We start from the raw sequence: 22,503 nt of genomic DNA on the forward strand, positions 1-22,503 counted from the left end.
TTGTCCTTCCTTAAACCAGATCAGAAGTTCACGCCGAAGCTGAGGGCGATAAAGTCGCGGTCGGTGAGGGTGTTGTAGTCGCCGCCGAAAAAGTCGGTGTAGCTCAGGCTCGCGGTGTAGGTGTTGCGGTAATCCGCGTCCACACCAACGCTGATCGCTTTGGCGCCTTCATTGAATATCCCGTTCGGCCCATAGCCGCTGACGTCATGGGACCAGGACAGGTTGGGCTTGAGGTTCACCCCGGCAAACACGTTGTTGTAATCCAGGATTGCGCGGGCGCGATAACCCCAGGAATTGGCGGTGACGAAGCCGTCGGTATCGCCGCCGAAACCATAGGCGCCATACACCGAGTCGCGGCCGTAGCGCAGTTTGGTTTTGGCCTCCAGACCGCCGACGTGCACGTAGGCCGCCTCGCCCACCAACGTCAGGCGTTCGGCGCCCAGCACCTGATCGAAGAACTGAGTCATGGTGCTTTGGATCTGGGTGATTTCCTTGCGACGGTAGCCTGAGTTATCCGAGCCGAACGAGCTGCGGATCGGCGAGGCGGTTTGGCCGGCAATCGGGTTGACCAGCGCCAGCGTCAGGTCGGTGGTGTTGAGCTGCACCGGCGCATTCGGGCGGTAGCTGATCTCGCCGGTCCACGCCGTGCCGGTGGGCAAGGTGGTGGAGAAACTGGCGCCGTACAGGCGAATGTCTTCCGGGTAGTCGAGGTAGTACTGACCACGACCGAGCATGGTGCTCTGGGCCAGGCCCGAGCCGCTGCCGGGCGCGATGGCGTTGGCGGTGGCCGCGATACGCCCGATGGTGGCCAGGTTGGTGTTGGCGGTAATGGTGCCCACGGTGGGCGTGCGGCTGTGGTAATTCATGAAGTACAGGCCGTACTCGGTGTCATCGCCGAGCCAGCGCAAGGCCGCACCGAACTGCCCGCCATCACGGGCTTCGCGGTCTTTGGCACGCTGCACCACCACGCCTTCGCGGGTGACTTGAAAGCCCTGGCCGAACGCGGCGGCCACCGGCTGCAGCGGCGCAATCGCCGGGCTGCCGACGGTGTAGTTGTTGTTGCAGCCGTGAGCAACCACGTCGTTGCCAAAGAAAGTGCCGCAGTTGTCCACCACGGTGTTTTCCCAGTTCAACTGGTAGAAACCTTCCACCGACAGCTGATTGGTGAGGCTCTGGGACGCGAACAGCATGTTCACCGGGATCAGGCCTTCCTTGATTTCGGCGCCGGGGCGACGAAAGGCCGACACGTCGATCGGGTTGATGCTGTTGATCGAGTTACCGATGAACGTACTTTCGCCCCAGCTGACGACTTGCTTGCCGACGCGCACGTTGCCGGGCAGGTCGCCAATCGAATAGTTGTGATAGACGAAGGCATCCAGCAGCTCATAGCCGGACGACCGCGCGCCTTCGTCGCGATGGTTATTGCTGATCTGCTTGAACTCGCGGTCTTCGTCCTGCAGTTCGAAGTCGTACCAGTACTTGCCGCGCACAAACACGCCGCTGTCGCCGTACTTGAGCTCCAGGTCGTGAATGCCTTTGAAGATCTTGGAGAAGGTTTCACCCTTCTTGAAGTTGAGCCGCCCGTCATCACCGGTGGAGGCCTGCCCCGTGCCGCCATTGGGAATGCCCACCAGCTTTTTGTCGGCATCGCGCATGCCCCAGCTGGCGCCGACCGACAGCGAAGAATCGAATTGCCCTTCGATCTCGCCAATGTTGAACGAAACAGCCTGTGCCTGGGCGCAGCAGCCCAGCGCAACCGCCGCGGCGAGCGCCTGTGGCGTGAAGATGGCGCGCATTGTTGTTTTTGTCATGCGTCTTCCCCGGTGAGTGACAGAAGGCCCCACCCTACTGCCGCCCGCGAGGAGCGATAAGCGCACCAAAGGGGTATTCGCAGTGTCGCTCGAAAGGATTAGCAGCCGCTCTGGCCGGGGTTTTGACCGGGCCATGACTGGGGTAGATAGCGCGTTATCAGGGGAATGGATGGCATGCGCAGCGACTGTTGCCAATTTTGTAACAGTCCTTGTCTCGAACCGCTATTACTCAATTTGTTACAACCGACTATTCTGACCTCGCTCTCAGGGCAAACGGCCCGCTCCCAACCTGGGGAGAACAGCTGAATTTCGACGGATTGGCTAATTTATTCAATCTGTTACCCGTGTTCACTGACGTTGATTTGTCGCTCCTTGATCCAACGTCTTACTTCGGCCGCTGCCTTTGCAGCGGCCTTTTTTATGCCTGAACAAAAACGGGGCGCCATCAGCGCCCCGCAGTATTGGATAGTGTTCCAGCAACGATCAGAGGCTGAATTTCTGCAAGTTGGCCATCATCTCCTTCAATGCCTCAATATTGTCCTTGGGGTGCGCGGCGCCTTCGAAGTCGCAGATCTGCGCCCAATGCGCGGCCACATCATCGGGTGAGAACCCGGCTTCGGGGTCAAACCCCACGCCCAGGCTGCGCTCCCAGCGGGTCTTGCCGATCCAGCCGCCACCCACTTCAAACAGGCCGGAGGTTTCCTGGCACGCTTCGCTGCCCAGGTACACCACCAACGGGCTGACCAGCTCCGGCTTGAGGCGGTCGAACACTTGCGGCGGGATCAGGCCTTCGGTCATGCGCGTGCCGCCCGTGGGGGCGATGGCATTGACCAGAATATTGTTCTTGCGCCCTTCCAGCGCCAGGGTGCGGGTCAAGCCGTACAAGCCCAGCTTGGCCATGCCGTAGTTGGATTGACCGAAGTTGCCATAGATGCCCGAAGTGGACGCGGTGAAAATCACCCGACCATAGCCTTGCTCACGCAAATGCGGCCAGGCGGCGCGGGTCACTTTGTAGGCACCTTCGACATGCACCCGATACACCAGGTCCCAGTCGCCGTCGTCCATTTTGTGGAACGTCTTGTCGCGCAGGATGCCGGCGTTGTTCACCACCACATCGATGCGGCCGAATGCATCGAGCGCGTGCTGCACGATTTTGTCACCGTCGGTGACGGAGTCATGGTTGGCTTCGGCAATGCCGCCTGCTTCGCGGATCTCGGCGACCACGCGATCGGCAGCCGAGGCGTTGGCGCCCTCGCCCTGGGTGGAACCGCCAAGGTCGTTGACCAGCACCTTGGCCCCGTGTCGGGCGAACAGCAGCGCATGCGCCCGGCCCAACCCGCCGCCGGCACCGGTGACGATCACGACCTTATCCTGGAACTGCACTGACTCACTCATACCGAACTCCGCTGGCGACAATGGGAATGGCATGAGTGTCAGGCACACAGCCTCTGGTCACAATAAAGTCGGCCGAGGCTGAATGGTGCTCGATAAGGCAGCGGGATGATTGTGCGGCCCAGGTTTTCGCAGGGCATCGCCTTCTCAGTGGCGAGCGGGCTTGCCCCGCGTTGGGTGGCGAAGCCGCCCCGATAAGGTTACTGCAGAGTGTCTGGCGTATCGCGGTGGCAGGTTTTAGGGCCGCTTCGCGCCCCAACGCGGGGCAAGCCCGCTCGCCACAACAGGTGGCTCAGGAATAGGCCACTCGTGGCGCGGGCTGGCCGAGGCGCTCGCGAAACGCCAGGTAATGCTTGAGCACCAGCACCGGCGCTTCTATCTGCGGGTAGTGGCCGATATTGGCCAGCAACACCGTGTCGGCGTGCGGCACCAACTGGTGATAACGCTCCACCATATGCACACCGGAGATCGGGTCGACTTCGCCGTCGATGACGCGCAACGGCACCTCGCCGCGCTGCAACGCGTCCACCCAGCGCTCCCGCAAGCGGCGGCGCTGGGGAATGTAGGCAATCAGTTTGTGCAGGATGCGCGTGCCGTCATTGCACTTGATCAGGCTCCAGAAATCATCCAGCGCGCTTTCACTGGGCCGCGTATTCGGGCCAAAAATCTGGCTGAAGCTGTTCGACAAGGCATTGCGCCCGAAGGCTCGGCCGATCATCCAGCCAAGCGGGCTGAGCAGCAGTTTTTGCACCAGCGCCGGGCGATGGGTTTCCGGGAACAGCCCGCCGTTTAGGAATACGCAACTGGCCATCTGAAAACGGCCTTCGTAATGACGGGCGAGTAACTCCTGGGCGACGCTGTCGCCGTAGTCATGGGCCAACACATGCACCGGTTGCTCTACGCGCAGGTGGTCGAGCAGCGCCTGCTGCAGGTCGGCCTGTTCCAACAGGCAATAGTCGTGATCCACCGGCTTGTCCGAATCGCCGAACCCCAGCATGTCGCAGGCAATCACCAGGTTGCGCTGGGCCAGTGGCTGCCACAGGTAGTGCCAGTCCCAACTCGCCGTGGGGAAGCCGTGAATCAACAGCAGGGGCTCGCCCTGCCCGGCCACCCAGTAACGGATCGTGCGACCACGGAAGACGAATTCCTGGGCGCGTTTGCGCCAGGCTCTGAGCGGGATTTCGGCGAGTGGCATCAGCTTTTATACCCGGGATCTTGCAGGTCCAATTTACGCAGCAGCGCCGGCCAGGCCAGCGCGCCGCCCATGCCCTGGGCGCTCTTGGTGACCGCTGCCACCATGGCCTTGGCCCCGGCAAGAATCTGCGGCTCAATGGCAATCAACTCAGCCGCGCCGTTTTGCGCCAGCACCTGGATATCGCAGGCGCGCTGGAAGGTAAACATCATCAGGAACGTGTCGGCGATGGTACCGCCGCAAGTCAGCAGGCCGTGGTTGTGCAGCATCAGGAAATTGCTTTGGCCCAGGTCCGCTTGCAAGCGCGCCTTTTCCTCATGGTTCAGCGCCACGCCTTCGTAGGCGTGATAGGCCAGGCTTGAGAGCACGAACAACGATTGCTGGCTGATCGGCAACACGCCCTGCTTCTGCGCCGAAACGGCAACACCGGCGGGCGTGTGGGTGTGTATCACGCATGCCACGTCGTGGCGCACTTCATGGATGGCGCTGTGGATGGTATAGCCCGCGGGGTTGATCTCGTAGGGGCTGTCCATCAGTTTGTTGCCGGCCTGGTCGACCTTGACCAGGCTCGACGCCGTGATCTCGTGAAACATCAGCCCGTAAGGGTTGATCAGGAAATCATCGGTGCCCGGCACCTTGGCCGAAATATGCGTGAAGATCAGGTCATCCCAGCCATGCAGCGCGACCAGGCGATAACAGGCGGCCAAGTCGACACGGGCTTGCCATTCGGCAGCGCTGACCTGGTCTTTGACATTCTGTGGCGATAGAACGGGGGCTAGGCTCACGGCAACGACCTCCTTGGCGCATTTTCTTATTGTTTTTTTGGGTGGAGGGCCAGTCTAGTCAGACGCCATCGCGCAAGTAGTCGCCTTCGCAGCCAGCTTGATGACCGAACGAGTCAGTAACAAGAATAGTTGAAGTCAGTGGGCGCCGCGTCAGAGAAGCGCCGCCAATAAAGGCACGGCGAACAGGTTGAGCAAGCCCGTCAACACCATCACCAGGCCCGCGACCGAGCCTTCTTCACCGCCCACTTCCCGCGCCCGGCTGACGCCCGCGCCATGGGCGCCCACACCAAACAACGCGCCACGCGCCAGGGGTGTGCGCAACGGTAACCACTTGAGCAGCACGCCGCCGAGCATGGCACCGAACACGCCGGTGAACATCACAAACACAGCGGTGAGTTCCGGTACACCGCCCAGGTCAGAGGAAACCGGCATGGCAAACGGCGTGGTGATCGAGCGCGGCAACAGCGACATCGTCACCGAGCTGTTCAATGCCAGCGCCTTGGCCAGTCCGAACGAGGTGCCGATGGAGGCCGCGCTGCCGGCGACCATGCCCAGCAGCAACGCCGACCAATGACGCGCCAGCAAGCGGCGTTGCTGCCAGATCGGCACCGCAAACGCCACGGTGACCGGGCCCAGCACCAGCATCAGCCAATGGGTGTCGGCGGCATATTCGGCGTAGGCGGTGTGCATCGGCGCGGCCACCGCCAGCAGCAGCGCCGGCACGAGAATCAAGGGTGACAGCACGTAGCGCCCGGTGCGGCGATAGATCCAGCGGCTGAAGATATAGGCGCCCAAGGTCAGGGCGAGCCAGAACACTGGCATCAACTCAAGCTTCACGGCGCATGCTCCAGCGGCAGACCATCTCTACGGTAAACGCCGTTACCAGCATCACCGACAGTGTGCTGAAACCGATCACCAGCAGGATGCGCCAGCCGTCGTTGCGCACCAGGCCGCCGTAATCAAGCAGGCTCATCAGCGCGGGGATAAAAAACAGCAGCATCTCTGCCATCAACACCCCGGCGCCCAGTTGCAGGGCGGCCGGCTTGACCAGACCGGTGGCAAATGTCGCCAGCAACAGGCCCAAGCCCACCACGCCACCCGGAATCGGCCACGCCAACCACACGGCAAGCTGGGTGCCCAGAAAATAGATAGCCAGCAGCACCACCAGCTCAATCAGCAGGCGGGCGATATGTTTGAAGCTGAAACGGTTCATAAGCGTTGATCCTCGCAGGCGCTCAGTTTAAAGACGGCCCTCCCATCCCCACAGCGAATTGTTAGACTGCCTGCTATTCCAAACTGGAATCAGAGTCATGGAATTCAAACAGCTGCGCAGTTTTGTCGAAGTGATCCACCGGGGCGGCTTTACCCAGGCCGGTAAAACCTTGCACATCAGCCAATCGGCCGTGAGCAAGCAGGTGGCACAGTTGGAGCAGAGCCTCGGTACGCCGTTGCTGGAGCGCACGGGCTCGCACATTCGCCTGACGGCCGCCGGCGAGGTGGTGTTGCAGCGCGCCGAGGCCATGTTGCGCCTGCAAACAGAGCTGCTCAGCGAGCTGGATGACATGCAGCAACTGGCCCGTGGCGAGCTGCGCCTGGGCTTGCCGTTGTTGGCGGGCGACACTCTGTTCGCCGGGCTGTTTGCCGAGTACCGCAGGCGTTACCCCAAGGTCACCATCCAATTGCTCGAAGGCGGCAGCCGCACGATCGAGCAGGCGATTCTCAGTGGTGAGCTGGACGTGGGTGGCACGCTGATGCCCAGTGATCCGGCCTTTGCCTGGCAACCCTTTTGCGACGAGCCGCTGGATGCTTTGCTGCCGATGGATCATCCACTGGCTGACAATGCCCAGGTGCGCCTGGAGGAACTGGCGGACACGCCCTTCCTGATGTACCAACGCAGTTTTGTGCTCAATGACCGACTGATGCAGGCCTGTCAGCAATTGGGCTTTACGCCGAAGGAGATCGGCCGCAGCGGCCAGGCGGATTTTCTCGTCGCTCTGGTCGCGGCCGGTCAGGGCGTGGTGCTGTTGCCCAGCGTGGTCGCCCGTGGGTTGGTGCGACCGGGCGTGGTGCGCCTGACACTCAAGGCGCCCGACTTTTTACGCTGGGACATTGCCTTTATCTGGCGTGAGGGCGCTTATTTGTCCAAAGCCGCCCAGGCCTGGCTGGCGCTGCTGCGCGAATTCCCGGTCAACCGCGCAGTGCAGTGACCAGCTCGGCCAGCCACGGCTCTGCATCGGCTTCCGGGGTGACGCTTTCGCTGGCGTCCAGGCGCAGCATCGGCAGCACTTCACGCACGCCCAACTCGCCGAACAGCTCGCGCATTTGCTCACCGCCGCCGCAGAAGGTGTCGCCGTAGCTGGCATCGCCCAACCCGATGACGGCACCGGGCAGCCCGCGCCAGGCGGCGGGGAGTTGGTCGCGAATGCTCGAATACAGGGGTTGCAGGTTGTCAGGCAACTCGCCCATGCCGGTGGTGGATGTCACCGCCAGGAAGGCGTCGGGAGCAAAGGCCTGCACATCGGCCAAGGTGGCGCGCGGGTTGTGCCAGGCTTCAAAACCGGCCGCGTTGAGGATACCGGCGGCGTGGCGGGCGACTTCTTCAGCGGTGCCGTAGACCGAGCCGGAAAGGATGGCGACTTTCATCAATCTGATCCTGTAGTTGAGCCAAAGCGTGGGATGTTAGCAGCTGGCGCAAATATTTCGGCGCATGCCGCGCAACATTCAGGGCATGCCATACACTGCAATCTCTAAAAACAAGCCATGGACCGCTCTATGATTAACGCCAAACTGATGCAACTGGTCATCAACGCCTCCAACGACGGCATCGTAGTCGCCGAACGCGAAGGCAAAGACAAGCCGCTGATCTACGTTAACCCGGCCTTCGAGCGCATGACCGGTTATGCACTGGACGACATCCTGTATCAGGATTGCCGCTTCCTGCAGGCGGGCGACCGCGACCAGCCCGCCTTGATGGCGATTCGTGAAGCCCTCGACAACGGCGGTTCGTGCCGGGAGATCCTGCGCAATTACCGCAAGGACGGCACTGCGTTCTGGAACGAGCTATCGCTGTCGACGGTTTACAACGAAGCCGACAAGCAGACCTATTTTGTGGGCGTGCAAAAAGACGTCAGCGCGCAGGTCAAAGCACAACTACGCGTGGCCCAGCTGGAAGCACAGGTGACCGAGCTTAAAGGCGAGTTGGCGGCGCTCAAAGCGACGAGCGGAATTAACAAAGTGTAAAAAATACGGTCTTTAGAGCGATAATGGCTTTTTAATGTCTCATCGTTGAGCTACATCAATGCACCGCGACGCGCTACTGACGCAGGACGAACTGGATTTTATCCAGGACATGCAACACAACCCGCAGCTCAACCTGCGGGATGCGTGGTCGAGCCTGACGGTCAACGGCGGTGCACAGATTCGGGATTTGCTCACGCGCTTGGCCGCTCACGACCATGTCACCATCCAGGCGCAGTTCGATAACCAGCAACTCACGTTCCCGCTGCACCTGGTCGAAGACGAGTTTCACGCAGTGCATCTGCGCCTGGGTGTGCCGAGCATTTTTGAAGACGGGCCGATGATCCGGCCGTGGCGCCTGGCCCTCGAAACCCCGGTGGCACTGGAAAACGTCAAGGGCAACCCTGCCGCGTTATGGGTTCACGAGGTGTCATTCAAAGGCGTACTGGTTGAGATTCGCGGCCGGGTCAAACCGCCGAAAACCTTTTCCCTGTGGTTCAGCCCTTCCGGCTACGAACGCATTGCCTTGCGCGGCACGCTGGAGCGGGAAACGGCCCGCGGCTTATTCGCTTACCGCTTGAGCCAAAGTGATGCCGATGAGATCGAGCGGCTGCGCCAGTTCATCCTGCACCAGCACCGCCTGGTTCATCCGCACGTACACGCCTGAGCTCAGGTATCCAGCTGCCCACTCAGAAACTGCTGCAAGCGGCGCTGCATCACCAGCCCATCGCTGCCCAGGCAACCGACCGAGGAACCTGCCAGGTCTTTTTCGGCGAAGTCAGACGCGGCGCCCGCCAGAAAGAGTGGGCAATCGAGCGTCATCGCCAAGCGACTCAGGCGCTCGGCCAGCTCATGGTTGTGTGAATGGTTGGAGAAGATGACGAGCGCCTGGGGCCGGATTTTTTCACAGACCAATGTCAGTTCGTCCAGGGGCTGGCCCACTTCCAGCACCTTCATGGGCAGATCCTGCCGACCGACCAATAGCGCCGCCACCAGCAATTCCAACTTACGGCATTCGCCGGGCAACGCCGCCAGCAAGACCCGGGACCCGGGCGAGCCGCTGCCCAGTTGCAAGCGCAGCCAGGCTTGCTCACGCAGGAAAGCATCGAAAAATAACCACTCGCTGGCTTGGCCGAAACGGCCTTGATGCCGCAGCAAGTCGTACCAAAGGGGCATGAGGATGTCTTGAAACGCCACACTCAGCGCACAGGTCGCTGACAACTGACCGTACACGTGTTCAAGGGCGCGATCATCGAAGGCACTGATGGCCTGTCTCAACCGCGCTTGCCATTGCGTGTCCTCGACCGAGTCTCGCTCGGCGCGAACCACATCGGCTTGCTGATCATCGCGTGCGAGGATTTTGCCGACCTTGCTTACCGCAACACCGCGCTCAATCCAATCAAGGATCCTGTTGACGGTCTCAATATCGGTCTTGGAGTAGAGGCGATGCCCACTTTCGGTGCGCGCGGGCTGAATCAGACCATACCGTCGCTCCCAGGCTCGCAAGGTGACCGGATTGACACCTGTCAATCTCGAGACTTCACGAATCGGAAAAAGCTCGCTGGAATCGGCAAGGCTGCCATGGGCGATTTCGTGAACAGGAGCAGTAATTTCAGGCATCGGGGATCAAAAACATCCGTGTAGATTTGGATCCCATTTAACGCCTTTCTACTTGTCCTTTTCAAGGCCCGCCCCCTTCTGACCAATGTCACTGGCGTAATTTTGCAAAACAGGAATAATCCTTGCCTGTTTTTCAGGTGATGGCCTACCCGGCCGCCACCTTCGTGCGCCGCCTACCCGGCTCAGCGCACCTGATTATTTGGAGATACACGATGTCTACCTCCCCTGTCACCCTGATGGTTGCGCGCCGCGTGGCCAAAGGGCGCTATGAAGAGTTGATGGCCTGGCTGCGCGAAGGCGAGCAATTGGCCACTGACTTCCCCGGCTATTTGGGTTCCGGTGTACTGGCACCGCCGCCCAATGACGACGAATTTCAAATCATCTTCCGCTTTGCCGACGAAAAAACCCTGCATGCCTGGGAGTTTTCCGCCTCGCGCAGTGCCTGGTTGAGCCGTGGCAGCGAGCTGTTCGCCGACCCGTCCGAGCATCGCGTCAGTGGCATTGATGGCTGGTTCGGCGCCGTGGGCGCACGGCCGCCGCGCTGGAAACAGGCTGTGGCGATCTGGCTGGCGTTTTTCCCGGTGTCGCTGCTGTTCAACTTCGTCCTTGGGCCGCTGCTCAACGAATTGGACCTGGCCCCACGCGTACTGGTCAGCACCCTGGCGCTCACGCCCTTGATGGTTTTCTGGTTCATTCCGCTGTCGACGCACCTGCTGGCGAACTGGCTGCACCCCACACCGCCGCCGCGCAAGGTCGCCGAAGCTGCCGCTTGAGTACAGGGGCGGCCGGTCGCTGGTATAGTTTCAACCTGCCAGCGACTTGAGCCTCCCATGACTGCAACGAACGCCCCGATCCTGATCACCGGTGCCGGCCAGCGTGTCGGCCTGCATTGCGCCGAGCGCCTGCTGGACGAGGGCCAGCCGGTTATTTTCAGCTACCGCAGCGAGCGTCCAGGCGTTGAGGCCTTGCGCGAGCGTGGCGCGATCGGCGTGTTTGCCGACTTCTCCAGTGAAGCCGGGATTCTGGCCTTCATCGCCCAACTGCAAACCCACACCAACAGCCTGCGCGCGATCATCCATAACGCTTCGGCGTGGGTCGCGGAAACGCCCGGCGACGAAAGCCGCGCATTTACCGACATGTTCAGCGTGCACATGCTTGCGCCGTACCTGATCAACCTGCATTGTTCACCCTTGCTGCAACGCTCTTCACCTGCCGATATTGTGCATATCAGCGACGACGTGGTGCGCAAAGGCAGCCGTCAGCATATTGCCTATTGCGCCACCAAGGCCGGGCTCGACAGCCTCACGTTGTCGTTTGCTGCGCAGTTCGCGCCGTTGATCAAGGTCAATGGCATTGCGCCGGCGATGGTGATGTTCAACGAGGGCGACGACGCGGCTTACCGCGCCAAGGTTCTGGCCAAATCGGCACTGGGCATCGAGCCCGGGCCCGAGGTGATCTACCAGAGCGTGCGTTACCTGCTGGACAACCCTTATGTCACCGGTACCACCCTGACCGTCAACGGCGGGCGGCATATCAAGTAAGCCGTTTGTGAGGATGTTGTATGACCTTGTCCCTGCCCCAACACTACCGCGAAATTCTCAAAGGCCTGGGCGAAGACCCGCAACGCGAAGGCTTGCTCGACACCCCCAAGCGCGCTGCCAAGGCCATGCAGTACCTGTGTCACGGCTACGAGCAGAACCTGGACGAAATCGTCAATGGTGCGCTGTTCGCGTCCGACAATGACGAGATGGTGATCCTTAAGGACATCGAGCTGTATTCGCTGTGCGAGCACCATTTGCTGCCCTTTATCGGCAAGGCCCATGTGGCCTATATTCCGACCGGCAAGGTGCTCGGGCTGTCGAAGCTGGCGCGCATTGTCGACATGTACGCCCGGCGCCTGCAGATCCAGGAAAACCTCACGCGGCAAATCGCCGACGCAATTCAGCAGGTCACCCAGGCCGCCGGCGTGGCGGTGGTGATCGAAGCCAAGCACATGTGCATGATGATGCGCGGCGTGGAAAAACAGAATTCAACCATGAACACCTCGGTGATGCTCGGCGCGTTCCGCGAGTCGAACACCACGCGCATGGAGTTCCTGCAACTGATTGGACGGAGCAAGTAGCAATGCCACAACTTCAACCAGGCATGGCGCGCATCCGGGTCAAGGACCTGTGCCTGCGCACCTTTATCGGCATCAACGAGGACGAAATCCTCAACAAGCAGGACGTGCTGATCAACCTGACCATCCTGTATGCCGCCCAGGAAGCCGTGCGCGACAACGACATCGACCACGCGCTGAACTACCGCACCATCACCAAGGCCATCATCGCCCACGTAGAAGGCAACCGCTTCGCCCTGCTCGAGCGCCTGACCCAGGAGCTGCTGGACCTGGTGATGAGCAACGAGTCGGTGCTGTACGCCGAAGTCGAAGTGGACAAGCCTCACGCGCTGCGCTTTGCCGAGTCGGTGTCGATAACGCTGGCTGCAAGCCGTTAGCGGCAAGCGATAAGCTAAAGGCCGACCACACTCCAACTTGCAGCTTGAAGCTTGCCCGCTTGAAGCTGTCTCAAAGAGACCACCATGAACGATCAACAACGCCTCGAACTCGAAGCCGCCGCCTTCCGCCGGCTGGTGGCACACCTGGACAGCCGCAAGGATGTACAGAACATCGACCTGATGAACCTCTCGGGCTTCTGCCGTAACTGCTTGTCCAAGTGGTACAAGGCCGAGGCCGACGAGCGCCACATCGAGCTGAGCCTCGATGACGCCCGTGAAGTGGTGTACGGCATGCCGTACGCCGAGTGGAAAGCCCAATACCAGAAAGAAGCCAATGCCGAGCAACAGGCGGCATTTGCCCAAGGAAAACCCCATGACTGATTTGAACACCCTGCGCGCCAGCCTCAACAGCGGCGAACACGTTTTTGCCGACACCTTGGCTTTTGTCGCTGCCGGTTACGACTACCAGCCGCAAGCCTTCACCAATGGCAGCGTGGAAAACGCCGCCGGGCAGAACGAAGGGTCGTGCAAGACGCTGGGTCTGGCGCTGTTGGAAGGTCTGAGCGATCAGGAAGCGCTGCTGGCGTTTGGTGAGCATTACCGTTCGGTGGTGGCTACGCCGGAAGGCAGCGACCACGGCAATATTCGCGCGTTGATTGCGCACGGTTTGGCCGGTGTGACATTTGCCGCGCAGCCACTGAGCCGTAAATCCTGAGTCGAACATAGATCAAAATGTGGGAGCGGGCTTGCTCGCGAAGACGGTAGATCAGTCAATACATTTACGGCCTGACACACCGCTTTCGCGAGCAAGCCCGCTCCCACATTTGAACGGCGGTGATCATCAAATCCCGCGCATAAAAAAACCGGCCTCGCAGCCGGTTTTTTCATTTCAACGGGTTCAGAACGAAGCGTCCTTCAAACCGTCGAGGTAACGCTCGGCGTCCAGGGCCGCCATGCAGCCGGCGCCCGCCGAGGTGATGGCCTGGCGATAGACGTGGTCAGCCACGTCACCGGCGGCAAAGATGCCTTCGATGTTGGTCGCGGTGGCATTGCCTTCACGGCCGCCTTGCACCACCAGGTAACCGTCTTTGGCTTCGAGCACGCCTTCGAACAGCGAGGTGTTCGGGGTGTGGCCGATCGCGATGAACACGCCGTCGACTTTCAGCTCGTCGAAGCTGCCGTCGTTGTTTTTCAGGCGAGCGCCGGTCACGCCCATGTTGTCGCCCAGGACTTCGTCCAGGGTGGCGTTGAGCTTGAGGATGATCTTGCCTTCAGCGACACGGGCGTGCAGCTTGTCGATCAGGATCTTCTCGGCGCGGAAGGTTTCGCGGCGGTGAACCAGGGTCACGGTGCTGGCGATGTTGGCCAGGTACAGCGCCTCTTCGACGGCGGTGTTGCCACCACCGACCACGGCAACAGGCTTGTTGCGGTAGAAGAAACCGTCGCAGGTCGCGCAGGCGGATACGCCTTTGCCCATGAACGCTTCTTCCGACGGCAGGCCCAGGTAACGGGCGCTGGCGCCAGTGGCGATGATCAGCGCGTCACAGGTGTACACACCGCTGTCGCCGGTCAGGCTGTAAGGCTTTTTCGAGAAGTCGACCTGGTTGATATGGTCGAAAACGATCTCGGTTTCAAAGCGCTCGGCGTGTTCTTTCATACGCTCCATCAGCACCGGGCCGGTCAGGCCATGGACGTCGCCCGGCCAGTTGTCGACTTCAGTGGTGGTGGTCAACTGACCGCCCGCCTGCATGCCGGTGATCAGCAGCGGCTTGAGGTTGGCCCGGGCAGCGTAAACGGCAGCGCTGTAACCGGCAGGGCCGGAACCGAGAATAATCACTCGCGAATGACGGGTATCAGACATGACTCACTCCTATCGACCGTCCGGACTACAGAACGGCTGGAATAAAAAAGGACCGCGAAGCACTTGGGGAAGGCTTGAACTCGCCGGTCCTGAAAAATAATGGGTGCAGCGTATCGAGGGGGGCAAGATTAAGGAAATACGGAATAACAATCCAGCTCATAGGTGGTCTCTATCCCTGCCACCCGATTAATCGACGCCATTGTGCTTAGATGTTACCTGTGATGTCGCTGCTTTCGCCCAAGATGCAAAGGCGGTAAGGTCGGCGCGTTTGTCATTCTGCTCGGAGTTCTCCATGCCCGCCCCTGCTCTTTCCGGCCCGCAATACCTGCGCGAAGGCCTCAAACTGGTATTGAGCCCAGGCCTGCGCCTGTTTGTAGTGCTGCCGCTGGCGATCAACCTGGTGCTGTTCGTCGGTTTGATCTACTTCGCCGGCCATCAGTTCAGCCTGTGGGTCGACACCTTGATGCCGACGCTGCCGGGCTGGTTGAGTTTCCTAAGTTACATCCTGTGGCCGCTGTTTGTGGTGCTGGTGGTGCTGATGGTGTTTTTCACCTTCACCATGCTGGCGAATATCATCGCGGCGCCCTTCAACGGCTTTCTCGCAGAGAAAGTTGAAGTGGTGGTGCGCGGCACCGACGACTTCCCGCCGTTCAGCTGGGGCGAACTGGTGGCGATGGTGCCCCGCACGCTGGCGCGGGAAATGCGCAAGCTGGGCTACTTCCTGCCACGCGCCATCGGCCTGTTTATCCTGTCGTTCATTCCGGTGGTCAACCTGATCGCCGCGCCGTTGTGGCTGCTGTTCGGCGTGTGGATGATGGCGATCCAGTACATCGACTACCCGGCAGACAACCACAAGCTGGGCTGGAACGAAATGCTCGCCTGGCTGCGCCAGAAGCGCTGGCAGAGCATGAGCTTCGGCGGGATCGTTTACCTGGTGCTGCTGGTGCCCGTGGTCAACCTGCTGATGATGCCGGCGGCGGTGGCCGGGGCCACGCTGTTCTGGGTGCGCGAGCAAGGCGCCGAGGCGATGGCAATGCAGAAAGTGACCCGGTCATAAATCCATCATGCCAATGACACAATGACGACATGGCCCACGGTGACACTGTGGGTCATGACGACAGCTTCGCTTCACATCACCCTGATCACCGAAACCTTCCCGCCAGAGATCAACGGGGTGGCCAATACCCTTGGCCGCCTGTGTGAAGGTTTGCGCGCGCGCGGCCATCAGGTCGAGTTGGTGCGCCCACGCCAGGGCAGCGATCAAAGCCGCCCCAGCGATGACGCGTTGTTGCTGTGCCGCGGCTGGCCGCTGCCGGGCTACCCCGGCCTGCAATGGGGCCAGTCGTCGATGCATAAGTTGCTGCGCCGCTGGACCCGTCAGCGCCCCGACGTGCTCTACATCGCCACCGAAGGCCCATTGGGCTTGTCGGCGTTGCGCGCAGCACGGCGCCTGGGCATCAGCGTGGTCAGTGGCTTTCACACCAACTTCCAGCAGTACTCGAACCAATACGGTTTGAGCCTGCTCAGCCGCATGGTCACGCACTATTTGCGCTGGTTCCATAACCGCTCGACGCTGACGCTGGTCCCCAGCACCAGTCAGCGCCTGGAGCTGGAGCGGCGGAATTTCGAGCGTCTGGGAATGTTGGCGCGCGGGGTCGACAGCCAGTTGTTCCACCCGGCGAAACGCGACCACGCGTTGCGGGAAAGTTGGGCATTGAACGCTGAACAGATCGCCGTGCTGCACGTAGGTCGACTGGCGCAGGAGAAAAACCTGGGGCTGCTCAAGCGCTGCTTTGAAACCTTGCAAGACACGTATCCGTTGCGCCAGATGAAACTGATCATCGTCGGCGATGGCCCACAACGCACGATGCTGGAAAAGGAACTGCCGGAGGCGATTTTCTGCGGCACCCTGCGCGGTGAAGAACTGGCCCGGCATTACGCCTCAGGCGATGTGTTCCTGTTCCCCAGCCTCACTGAAACCTTCGGCAACGTGGTGCTGGAGGCGATGGCCTCGGGATTGGGGGTGGTGGCCTACGACCAGGCGGCCGCAACCCAGCATATCCGCCATGGCTACAACGGCGTGCTGGCGATGCCGGGGGATGAGGCTGCGTTTTGCGATGCCGCCAATTGGCTGCTGGAAGATGCAGAGAGCCTGCGCCGCATGCGCCTGAATGCTCGCCAACATGCGAGCCGCCAGGGCTGGCCGGCGATTATCGAACAGTTCGAACGCCAGTTACGCGGAGTGTGCAAGGACGGACACCCGGTGCCCGCCCTTTCGCCTCTTACACCAGGGTCGTCAACGCCTCACGACTGAACGGCAGGATGTCGCCCTCGCGCCCCTCGCGCACCTTCACCGCCCAATCCGGGTCCACCAGCAAGGCACGGCCCACAGCGACCAGGTCGAACTCATCGTTGTTGAGGCGCTCCAGCAGCTTTTCCAGGCTGGCGGGCTGCGCGACCTTGTCGGTGTTGACCATAAACTGCAGGAACTCGCCGTCCAGGCCGACGCTGCCGACGGTGATGGTCGGCTTGCCGGTGAGCTGGCGGGTCCAGCCGGCCAGGTTGAGGTCGGAGCCTTCGAATTCCGGCTCCCAGAAACGACGGGTGGAGCAGTGGAAAATATCCACACCCGCGTCGGACAACGGCTTGAGGAACTCACCCAGCGCCTCGGGTGTTTGCACCAGGCGCGCAGTGTAGTCCTGCTGCTTCCACTGCGAGAAACGCAGGATGATCGGGAAGTCCGGGCCTACGGCGGCGCGGGTGGCCTGGATCAATTCGATGGCAAACCGCGAACGGTTGGCCAGACTGCCACCGTATTCGTCGGTGCGCTGGTTGGTGCCTTCCCAGAAGAACTGATCAACCAGGTAACCGTGGGCGCCGTGGATCTCCACGCCGTCCATGCCGATGCGCTGGGCATCCTTGGCGGCTTGGGCGAAGGCATTGATCACGTCCTGGATGTCCTGGGTGGTCATGCCGTGGACGACCACATTGCCGTCCTTGAGTTTTTCCATCGGGCCGTAGGCCGGTACGCTGGCGTCAGGCTCGGTGCCGATACGGCGCACGCTGCCCACGTGCCACAGTTGCGGCACGATCTTGCCGCCTTCGGCGTGTACGGCGTCGACCACTTCTTTCCAGCCGGCCAGCGCGGCCTCACCGTAAAAATGCGGAACGTTCGGGTAACCGTTGGAGGCCTGATGACCGACCACGGTGCCTTCGGTGATGATCAGGCCCACGCCGGCGGCAGCGCGGCGGCGGTAGTATTCGATGACCTTGGCATTGGGCACGCCACCCGGCGAAAACGAACGGGTCATGGGCGCCATGACCACGCGGGTCGACAGTTGCAGTGCACCGAGCTGGAAAGGTTTGAACAAGGCTTGGACAGGCATGGGAGCACTCCGCGGAAGAGGTATTTATGATGCGGATAATATGGGCAGTGCGCAGCGCGTGAAAGCACTATTGATTTGGGTGATTAAGGGGTAAAAGTCAGGAAGTGAAGCACCACGAACGTGTGGCGAGCGGGCTTGACTCGGGTTGGGCGGCGTAGTGGCCCTGTTTGAAGCTAGCGCGGTTATCGGCTTAATGCGGTGTGGGTTTTGGGGCTGCTTCGCAGCCCAACGCGGGGCAAGCCCGCTCGCCACGACAAGAGCGCTCGCTACAAGGAGCGCGCTTGCCGATAAAGCCTCTGGCAGCGTTCAGCTCAGGGCTTTTTCGATGGCCTGCACGATCGTCGGATCATCTGGCGCGGTACGCGGCGAGAATCGAGCCAGCACTCGGCCGTCCTTGCCGAGCAGGAATTTCTCGAAGTTCCAAGTGATATCCCCGGGAAACTCGGCGCCCTCGCCCGCCAGTAAGCGGTACAACTGGTGGCGATCGTGGCCGTTGACGTCGAGCTTGCTGCCCAATGGGAAGGTCACGCCGTAGTTCACGTTGCAGAACGCCTGGATTTCTTCCTCGGTACCCGGTTCCTGGCCTGCAAACTGGTTGCACGGCAGGCCCAATACGGTAAATCCCTGGCCCTTGTACTGCTGATAGAGGTTTTCCAACGCCGCGTATTGCGGGGTCAAGCCACATTTGGAGGCCACATTCACCACCAGCACAACTTGCCCCTTGAAGGGCGCCAGCGGTAGCTCTTGACCGTCCAAAGCTTTGAGTTTCAGGTCGTGGAAAGCACTCATGACGAACTCCAGATATCCCATGTTCTTCGCGTTGCGGCCGTTCGAGATTACAGACTGCAAGCCTGCAATCATAGACGCCGATTACAAAACTCGCCCGCCGGTTACTGAGCGGTCGGCCACGGCAAAATCGGAATCGCCGTGACTGCGTTTTGCGGGCTGCCTTCGATCAAACGGTCGCTGTAGACCAGGTAAACCAGGGTATTGCGCTTCTTGTCGAGGAAGCGCACCACCTGCATGGTCTTGAACACCAGCGAGGTGCGTTCCTTGAACACTTCGTCGCCATCCTTGAGCTCACCGTTGAAATGAATCGGGCCAACCTGGCGGCAGGCTATCGAGGCTTCGGCGCGGTCTTCGGCCAGGCCCAGGCCGCCTTTGACGCCGCCCGTCTTGGCGCGCGACAGGTAGCAGGTCACGCCATCAACCTTGGGATCATCAAACGCCTCGACCACGATCCGGTCGTTAGGCCCGACAAATTTGAACACCGTCGACACCTGGCCAATTTCTTCAGCCGAGGCCAGCAGCGGCAGAGCCAGCAACAGGCCGAGTACTCCGTTCATGACGCGCATCGTGTATTCCCTTTATTTAGACCAGGATCAGGTTATCGCGGTGAACCAGTTCGGGTTCGGCCATGTAACCTAATAGTCCGACAATCGCGTCAGACGATTGTCCAATGATTTTCTGCGCTTCAAGGGCGCTGTAGTTGGCCAGGCCACGGGCGATCTCACGACCGTCGGGCGCCACACACACCACCATCTCGCCACGGCGGAAGCTGCCCTGCACCAATTTGACGCCCACTGGCAGCAGGCTCTTGTTGCCTTGGGACAGCGCCGACACGGCACCCTCGTCCAGCACCAGCGTGCCACGGGTTTGCAGGTGCCCGGCCAGCCACTGCTTGCGCGCCGCCAGCATGCCGCGTTCCGGCGACAGCAACGTGCCAATGCGCTCACCGGCCTTGAGACGGTCCAGCACACGCTCCAGGCGCCCGCCGACGATGATGGTATGCGCACCGGAGCGCGCGGCCAGGCGTGCAGCACGCAGCTTGGTCTGCATGCCGCCACGGCCCAGCGCGCCGCCGACGCTGCCGGCCACGGCATCCAGCGCCGGGTCATCGGCGCGGGCTTCGTAGATCAGTTGGGCATCGGGGTTGTTGCGCGGGTCGGCGTCGAACATGCCGTCGCGGTCGGTGAGGATCACCAGCAGGTCGGCCTCCACCAGGTTGGCCACCAGCGCGGCCAAGGTGTCGTTGTCGCCGAAGCGAATTTCGTCGGTGACCACCGTGTCATTCTCGTTGATCACCGGGATCACTTTGAGCTCGACCAACGCGCGCAGGGTGCTACGGGCGTTGAGGTAGCGCTTGCGGTCGGACAGGTCGTCGTGGGTCAGCAGGATCTGCGCCGTGTGGCGGCCATGCTCGGCAAAGCTGGATTCCCAGGCTTGCACCAGGCCCATCTGGCCGATGGCAGCGGCGGCTTGCAGCTCGTGCATCGCGCTGGGTCGCGCGGTCCAGCCGAGGCGGCTCATGCCGGCGGCCACAGCCCCGGACGACACCAGCACCAACTCGACACCGGCCTCATGCAAGGCCACCATCTGCTCGACCCAGACGCTCATGGCTGCGCGATCCAGACCTTTGCCATCCGCCGTCAGCAGCGCACTTCCGATCTTTACGACCCAGCGCTGCGCACCTGTCACTTTGCTCCGCATCATCTTCAACCTTAGATTGAGGGCTGCGCGACCCAGCGCGGCCCATAACGTTATTCGTGACTACTTTAGTGACTGCTCGTATACCCAGATACCAAAACGCCGCTCGAGTGAGCGGCGCTTAAGTTTACTGCAACGAATCAGTCGCGCACGTAAATGATTTCCGGACCGTCTTCATCATCCACGTCTTCTTCGTCCCAATCATCGTCGCCGATGTCATGGACCGACTTCACGCCGCTGCGGCGCAGGGCACGCTGGTCATCCAAAGCCTGCAGCTGGGCACGGGCTTCGTCTTCGATCTGTTGATCGAGCTCAGCGAGTTCGGCCTTGAATACCGGGTCGGCCGCCAGGCGGTCGGCGCGGTCTTCCAGGTAACGCATGATGTCGCGGGTCAGGCGTTCGGTGCCTTCTTTGGCGATGGCCGAGATCACGTAGACCGGACCTTCCCACTCCAGGCGGTCGACGATTTCCTTGACGCGCTCCTCGTGCTCTTCTTCCAGGATCTGGTCGCACTTGTTGAGCACCAACCAACGATCGCGCTCGGCCAGGGCCGGGCTGAACTTGGTCAGTTCGCTGACGATCACTTCGGCGGCGTCCGGTGCGCTGGTGTCATCCAGCGGCGCCATGTCGACGAGGTGCAGCAGCAAACGGGTACGCGACAAGTGCTTGAGGAAGCGAATCCCCAGGCCGGCGCCATCGGAAGCACCTTCGATCAAGCCTGGAATGTCGGCGATCACGAAGCTTTTCCAGCGGTCCACGCTGACCACGCCCAGGTTTGGCACCAAGGTGGTGAACGGGTAGTCGGCGACTTTCGGCTTGGCGGCCGAGACCGAGCGGATGAAGGTACTTTTGCCAGCATTCGGCAGGCCCAACAAGCCGACGTCTGCCAGTACTTTCATTTCCAGCTTGAGGTCACGCTGCTCGCCCGGCTTGCCCGGCGTGGTCTGGCGTGGTGCACGGTTGGTACTGGACTTGAATCGGGTGTTACCCAGACCGTGCCAGCCGCCCTGCACAACCATCAGTTTCTGGCCGGCCTTGGTCAGGTCGCCAATCACTTCCTGGGTGGCTGAGTCGATGATCGTGGTGCCGACCGGTACGCGCAGTACCAGGTCTTCGCCTTTTTTACCGGTGCAGTCGGTGCTGCCGCCGTTGGAGCCACGTTCGGCATCGAAGTGCCGGGTGTAACGGTAGTCGACCAGGGTGTTGAGGTTTTCGTCGGCCATCATGTAGATAGAACCGCCGTCACCGCCGTCACCACCGTTGGGGCCACCGTTTTCGATGAATTTTTCGCGACGGAAACTCATGCAACCGTTACCGCCGTCGCCTGCTTTTACTCGGATGGAAACTTCATCAACGAACTTCATAACAAAACGCCTCTCGTCGCATGGACGAGCTTAAGAAACCAAGACATAAGACTCTTGCAAAAATGAGCGCAGCGACCTCAAACAATGACCGCGTATCCAGCGCCTGAGCTCATTACAAACAGCTTTGCAAGAGACTCACTCCACAAACGAAAAAGCCCCGTCGCGAGACAGGGCTTTTCCAGCGATCGCGCAATTAAGCGGCGACAACGCTCACGTAACGGCGGTTGAAAGCGCCTTTTACTTCAAACTTGATCACGCCTTCGATTTTAGCGAAGAGGGTGTGATCTTTACCCATGCCAACACCGTAACCGGCGTGGAATTGGGTGCCGCGCTGACGCACGATGATGTTGCCCGGAATGATTTTCTGGCCGCCATACATCTTCACGCCAAGGCGTTTGGCTTCTGAGTCGCGACCGTTACGGGTACTACCACCAGCTTTTTTGTGTGCCATGAGTCAATTCTCCTAGTGAGGAATTAGGCTGAAATTAAGCCTGAATACCGGTGATTTTGATCTCGGTGTACCACTGGCGGTGGCCCATACGCTTCATGTGGTGCTTACGACGACGGAACTTGATGATGCGGACTTTATCGTGACGACCTTGGGAGATCACTTCAGCCACAACGGTAGCGCCAGCAACAACTGGAGCGCCGATGTTCACGTCATCGCCATTGGCGACCAACAGAACGCGATCAAAGGTAACGGATTCGCCAGTGGCGACTTCCAGTTTTTCGATCTTCAGGTATTCACCTGGGGCGACCTTGTATTGCTTGCCACCAGTAACAATTACTGCGTACGACATGGTATTTCTCCGATAATCCTGCTCACCCAGCGCTTTATAAGAAGAGGTATTGGCTGGCATGGCTGCATGGGA

General features: G+C 60.7%; 27 protein-coding genes. 11 read left to right on the top strand and 16 right to left on the bottom strand.

The features are described 5' to 3' along the window. Positions 1-20 precede the first annotated feature (20 nt). The 6 genes from FPT15_RS21020 to FPT15_RS21050 all read right to left on the bottom strand — a co-directional run bounded on the left by FPT15_RS21020 (position 21) and on the right by FPT15_RS21050 (position 6,393). Positions 21-1,811 (bottom strand): DUF1302 domain-containing protein, encoded by a 1,791-nt coding sequence (locus FPT15_RS21020; protein ID WP_145164291.1) that lies wholly within the window; start codon positions 1,809-1,811, stop codon positions 21-23. Between the two features lie 483 nt (positions 1,812-2,294). After that, a complete protein-coding gene (locus FPT15_RS21025) occupies positions 2,295-3,206 on the bottom strand; it encodes an SDR family oxidoreductase (protein ID WP_145164293.1) in 912 nt (303 codons plus the stop codon). A gap of 289 nt (positions 3,207-3,495) precedes the next feature. Next, positions 3,496-4,398, bottom strand: coding sequence for an alpha/beta fold hydrolase (locus tag FPT15_RS21035; protein ID WP_145164295.1), 903 nt, complete (start codon positions 4,396-4,398; stop codon positions 3,496-3,498). Beyond that, complete coding sequence (locus FPT15_RS21040; RefSeq protein ID WP_145164297.1) at positions 4,398-5,180, bottom strand: class II aldolase/adducin family protein; 783 nt, start codon at positions 5,178-5,180, stop codon at positions 4,398-4,400. The genes FPT15_RS21035 and FPT15_RS21040 overlap by 1 nt, the downstream gene beginning before the upstream one ends. A 150-nt stretch (positions 5,181-5,330) precedes the next feature. Next, on the bottom strand, positions 5,331-6,017 hold the full coding sequence (locus tag FPT15_RS21045) for an LrgB family protein (protein ID WP_145164299.1): 687 nt from the start codon (positions 6,015-6,017) through the stop codon (positions 5,331-5,333). Then, positions 6,007-6,393: a CidA/LrgA family protein gene (locus tag FPT15_RS21050; protein WP_119736732.1), complete on the bottom strand. Its 387-nt coding sequence runs from the start codon at positions 6,391-6,393 to the stop codon at positions 6,007-6,009. The genes FPT15_RS21045 and FPT15_RS21050 overlap by 11 nt, the downstream gene beginning before the upstream one ends. A 97-nt stretch (positions 6,394-6,490) precedes the next feature. Between FPT15_RS21050 and FPT15_RS21055 the strand changes: the two genes are divergently transcribed. Next, entirely contained in the window at positions 6,491-7,387 is an 897-nt protein-coding gene (locus FPT15_RS21055; protein WP_145164301.1) for a LysR family transcriptional regulator, read from the top strand. On the opposite strand, the gene FPT15_RS21060 is transcribed toward FPT15_RS21055, so the two are convergent. Further along, the gene (locus tag FPT15_RS21060) at positions 7,368-7,823 is read right to left on the bottom strand and encodes a flavodoxin (RefSeq protein WP_145164303.1); all 456 of its coding nucleotides are present in this window, start codon (positions 7,821-7,823) and stop codon (positions 7,368-7,370) included. The two genes, FPT15_RS21055 and FPT15_RS21060, sit on opposite strands and share 20 nt — an antisense overlap. A gap of 129 nt (positions 7,824-7,952) precedes the next feature. Between FPT15_RS21060 and FPT15_RS21065 the strand changes: the two genes are divergently transcribed. Beyond that, on the top strand, positions 7,953-8,420 hold the full coding sequence (locus FPT15_RS21065; protein ID WP_145164305.1) for a PAS domain-containing protein: 468 nt from the start codon (positions 7,953-7,955) through the stop codon (positions 8,418-8,420). Positions 8,421-8,478: 58 nt separating this feature from the next. Further along, positions 8,479-9,084, top strand: a complete 606-nt coding sequence (locus FPT15_RS21070; protein ID WP_145164307.1) for a hypothetical protein — start codon at positions 8,479-8,481, stop codon at positions 9,082-9,084. A gap of 2 nt (positions 9,085-9,086) precedes the next feature. Here FPT15_RS21070 and FPT15_RS21075 read toward each other — a convergent pair whose 3' ends face one another. Beyond that, positions 9,087-10,037, bottom strand: a complete 951-nt coding sequence (locus FPT15_RS21075) for a MerR family transcriptional regulator (RefSeq protein WP_145164308.1) — start codon at positions 10,035-10,037, stop codon at positions 9,087-9,089. Positions 10,038-10,249: 212 nt separating this feature from the next. On the opposite strand from FPT15_RS21075, the gene FPT15_RS21080 reads away from it, so the two are divergent. The 6 genes from FPT15_RS21080 (at position 10,250) to FPT15_RS21105 (ending at position 13,248) form a co-directional block, all read left to right on the top strand. After that, positions 10,250-10,810 carry an antibiotic biosynthesis monooxygenase gene (locus FPT15_RS21080; RefSeq protein WP_145164310.1) on the top strand — a complete coding sequence of 187 codons (561 nt, stop codon included), beginning with the start codon at positions 10,250-10,252 and terminating at the stop codon, positions 10,808-10,810. Positions 10,811-10,867: 57 nt separating this feature from the next. Next, positions 10,868-11,578 (top strand): dihydromonapterin reductase, encoded by a 711-nt coding sequence (gene folM / locus FPT15_RS21085; protein ID WP_145164312.1) that lies wholly within the window; start codon positions 10,868-10,870, stop codon positions 11,576-11,578. 20 nt (positions 11,579-11,598) lie between these two features. Next, positions 11,599-12,159 carry a GTP cyclohydrolase I FolE gene (folE, locus tag FPT15_RS21090; protein WP_145164314.1) on the top strand — a complete coding sequence of 187 codons (561 nt, stop codon included), beginning with the start codon at positions 11,599-11,601 and terminating at the stop codon, positions 12,157-12,159. Positions 12,160-12,161: 2 nt separating this feature from the next. Then, the gene (gene folX, locus FPT15_RS21095) at positions 12,162-12,533 is read left to right on the top strand and encodes a dihydroneopterin triphosphate 2'-epimerase (protein ID WP_003194073.1); all 372 of its coding nucleotides are present in this window, start codon (positions 12,162-12,164) and stop codon (positions 12,531-12,533) included. 84 nt (positions 12,534-12,617) lie between these two features. Further along, complete coding sequence (locus FPT15_RS21100) at positions 12,618-12,914, top strand: DUF1244 domain-containing protein (RefSeq protein WP_145164316.1); 297 nt, start codon at positions 12,618-12,620, stop codon at positions 12,912-12,914. Continuing rightward, complete coding sequence (locus FPT15_RS21105; protein WP_145164318.1) at positions 12,907-13,248, top strand: HopJ type III effector protein; 342 nt, start codon at positions 12,907-12,909, stop codon at positions 13,246-13,248. The genes FPT15_RS21100 and FPT15_RS21105 overlap by 8 nt, the downstream gene beginning before the upstream one ends. Before the next feature lie 183 nt (positions 13,249-13,431). On the opposite strand, the gene trxB is transcribed toward FPT15_RS21105, so the two are convergent. After that, positions 13,432-14,394: a thioredoxin-disulfide reductase gene (gene trxB / locus FPT15_RS21115; protein ID WP_010206474.1), complete on the bottom strand. Its 963-nt coding sequence runs from the start codon at positions 14,392-14,394 to the stop codon at positions 13,432-13,434. Between the two features lie 292 nt (positions 14,395-14,686). On the opposite strand from trxB, the gene cysZ reads away from it, so the two are divergent. After that, a complete protein-coding gene (gene cysZ / locus FPT15_RS21125; protein WP_106578208.1) occupies positions 14,687-15,451 on the top strand; it encodes a sulfate transporter CysZ in 765 nt (254 codons plus the stop codon). A gap of 54 nt (positions 15,452-15,505) precedes the next feature. Beyond that, complete coding sequence (locus FPT15_RS21130) at positions 15,506-16,708, top strand: glycosyltransferase family 1 protein (protein WP_119736716.1); 1,203 nt, start codon at positions 15,506-15,508, stop codon at positions 16,706-16,708. On the opposite strand, the gene FPT15_RS21135 is transcribed toward FPT15_RS21130, so the two are convergent. The 7 genes from FPT15_RS21135 to rplU all read right to left on the bottom strand — a co-directional run bounded on the left by FPT15_RS21135 (position 16,677) and on the right by rplU (position 22,431). Continuing rightward, positions 16,677-17,780: an NADH:flavin oxidoreductase gene (locus tag FPT15_RS21135; protein WP_145164322.1), complete on the bottom strand. Its 1,104-nt coding sequence runs from the start codon at positions 17,778-17,780 to the stop codon at positions 16,677-16,679. The genes FPT15_RS21130 and FPT15_RS21135 overlap by 32 nt on opposite strands. Positions 17,781-18,086: 306 nt before the next feature. Next, positions 18,087-18,569: a glutathione peroxidase gene (locus FPT15_RS21140; protein ID WP_106578205.1), complete on the bottom strand. Its 483-nt coding sequence runs from the start codon at positions 18,567-18,569 to the stop codon at positions 18,087-18,089. A 101-nt stretch (positions 18,570-18,670) separates the two neighbouring features. Further along, a complete protein-coding gene (locus FPT15_RS21145) occupies positions 18,671-19,135 on the bottom strand; it encodes a CreA family protein (RefSeq protein WP_145164324.1) in 465 nt (154 codons plus the stop codon). 16 nt (positions 19,136-19,151) lie between these two features. Beyond that, the gene (gene proB, locus FPT15_RS21150) at positions 19,152-20,270 is read right to left on the bottom strand and encodes a glutamate 5-kinase (RefSeq protein WP_005791305.1); all 1,119 of its coding nucleotides are present in this window, start codon (positions 20,268-20,270) and stop codon (positions 19,152-19,154) included. Between the two features lie 137 nt (positions 20,271-20,407). Then, a complete protein-coding gene (gene cgtA, locus FPT15_RS21155) occupies positions 20,408-21,631 on the bottom strand; it encodes an Obg family GTPase CgtA (protein ID WP_016976186.1) in 1,224 nt (407 codons plus the stop codon). 193 nt (positions 21,632-21,824) lie between these two features. Next, a complete protein-coding gene (rpmA, locus tag FPT15_RS21160; protein WP_003176049.1) occupies positions 21,825-22,082 on the bottom strand; it encodes a 50S ribosomal protein L27 in 258 nt (85 codons plus the stop codon). Between the two features lie 34 nt (positions 22,083-22,116). Next, entirely contained in the window at positions 22,117-22,431 is a 315-nt protein-coding gene (gene rplU, locus FPT15_RS21165) for a 50S ribosomal protein L21 (RefSeq protein ID WP_007950961.1), read from the bottom strand. Positions 22,432-22,503 lie beyond the last annotated feature (72 nt).

Source organism: Pseudomonas sp. RGB, assembly GCF_007713445.1.
Classification (GTDB): domain Bacteria; phylum Pseudomonadota; class Gammaproteobacteria; order Pseudomonadales; family Pseudomonadaceae; genus Aquipseudomonas.

Bases quoted from the DNA above. Each gene is read 5' to 3' on its own strand.
- FPT15_RS21020 (WP_145164291.1), bottom strand. From the start codon at position 1,811: ATGACAAAAACAACAATGCGCGCCATCTTCACGCCACAGGCGCTCGCC.
- FPT15_RS21025 (WP_145164293.1), bottom strand. From the start codon at position 3,206: ATGAGTGAGTCAGTGCAGTTCCAGGATAAGGTCGTGATCGTCACCGGT.
- FPT15_RS21035 (WP_145164295.1), bottom strand. From the start codon at position 4,398: ATGCCACTCGCCGAAATCCCGCTCAGAGCCTGGCGCAAACGCGCCCAG.
- FPT15_RS21050 (WP_119736732.1), bottom strand. From the start codon at position 6,393: ATGAACCGTTTCAGCTTCAAACATATCGCCCGCCTGCTGATTGAGCTG.
- FPT15_RS21055 (WP_145164301.1), top strand. From the start codon at position 6,491: ATGGAATTCAAACAGCTGCGCAGTTTTGTCGAAGTGATCCACCGGGGC.
- FPT15_RS21060 (WP_145164303.1), bottom strand. From the start codon at position 7,823: ATGAAAGTCGCCATCCTTTCCGGCTCGGTCTACGGCACCGCTGAAGAA.
- FPT15_RS21065 (WP_145164305.1), top strand. From the start codon at position 7,953: ATGATTAACGCCAAACTGATGCAACTGGTCATCAACGCCTCCAACGAC.
- FPT15_RS21070 (WP_145164307.1), top strand. From the start codon at position 8,479: ATGCACCGCGACGCGCTACTGACGCAGGACGAACTGGATTTTATCCAG.
- FPT15_RS21075 (WP_145164308.1), bottom strand. From the start codon at position 10,037: ATGCCTGAAATTACTGCTCCTGTTCACGAAATCGCCCATGGCAGCCTT.
- FPT15_RS21080 (WP_145164310.1), top strand. From the start codon at position 10,250: ATGTCTACCTCCCCTGTCACCCTGATGGTTGCGCGCCGCGTGGCCAAA.
- folM (WP_145164312.1), top strand. From the start codon at position 10,868: ATGACTGCAACGAACGCCCCGATCCTGATCACCGGTGCCGGCCAGCGT.
- folE (WP_145164314.1), top strand. From the start codon at position 11,599: ATGACCTTGTCCCTGCCCCAACACTACCGCGAAATTCTCAAAGGCCTG.
- folX (WP_003194073.1), top strand. From the start codon at position 12,162: ATGCCACAACTTCAACCAGGCATGGCGCGCATCCGGGTCAAGGACCTG.
- FPT15_RS21100 (WP_145164316.1), top strand. From the start codon at position 12,618: ATGAACGATCAACAACGCCTCGAACTCGAAGCCGCCGCCTTCCGCCGG.
- FPT15_RS21105 (WP_145164318.1), top strand. From the start codon at position 12,907: ATGACTGATTTGAACACCCTGCGCGCCAGCCTCAACAGCGGCGAACAC.
- trxB (WP_010206474.1), bottom strand. From the start codon at position 14,394: ATGTCTGATACCCGTCATTCGCGAGTGATTATTCTCGGTTCCGGCCCT.
- cysZ (WP_106578208.1), top strand. From the start codon at position 14,687: ATGCCCGCCCCTGCTCTTTCCGGCCCGCAATACCTGCGCGAAGGCCTC.
- FPT15_RS21130 (WP_119736716.1), top strand. From the start codon at position 15,506: ATGACGACAGCTTCGCTTCACATCACCCTGATCACCGAAACCTTCCCG.
- FPT15_RS21135 (WP_145164322.1), bottom strand. From the start codon at position 17,780: ATGCCTGTCCAAGCCTTGTTCAAACCTTTCCAGCTCGGTGCACTGCAA.
- FPT15_RS21140 (WP_106578205.1), bottom strand. From the start codon at position 18,569: ATGAGTGCTTTCCACGACCTGAAACTCAAAGCTTTGGACGGTCAAGAG.
- FPT15_RS21145 (WP_145164324.1), bottom strand. From the start codon at position 19,135: ATGCGCGTCATGAACGGAGTACTCGGCCTGTTGCTGGCTCTGCCGCTG.
- proB (WP_005791305.1), bottom strand. From the start codon at position 20,270: ATGCGGAGCAAAGTGACAGGTGCGCAGCGCTGGGTCGTAAAGATCGGA.
- cgtA (WP_016976186.1), bottom strand. From the start codon at position 21,631: ATGAAGTTCGTTGATGAAGTTTCCATCCGAGTAAAAGCAGGCGACGGC.
- rpmA (WP_003176049.1), bottom strand. From the start codon at position 22,082: ATGGCACACAAAAAAGCTGGTGGTAGTACCCGTAACGGTCGCGACTCA.
- rplU (WP_007950961.1), bottom strand. From the start codon at position 22,431: ATGTCGTACGCAGTAATTGTTACTGGTGGCAAGCAATACAAGGTCGCC.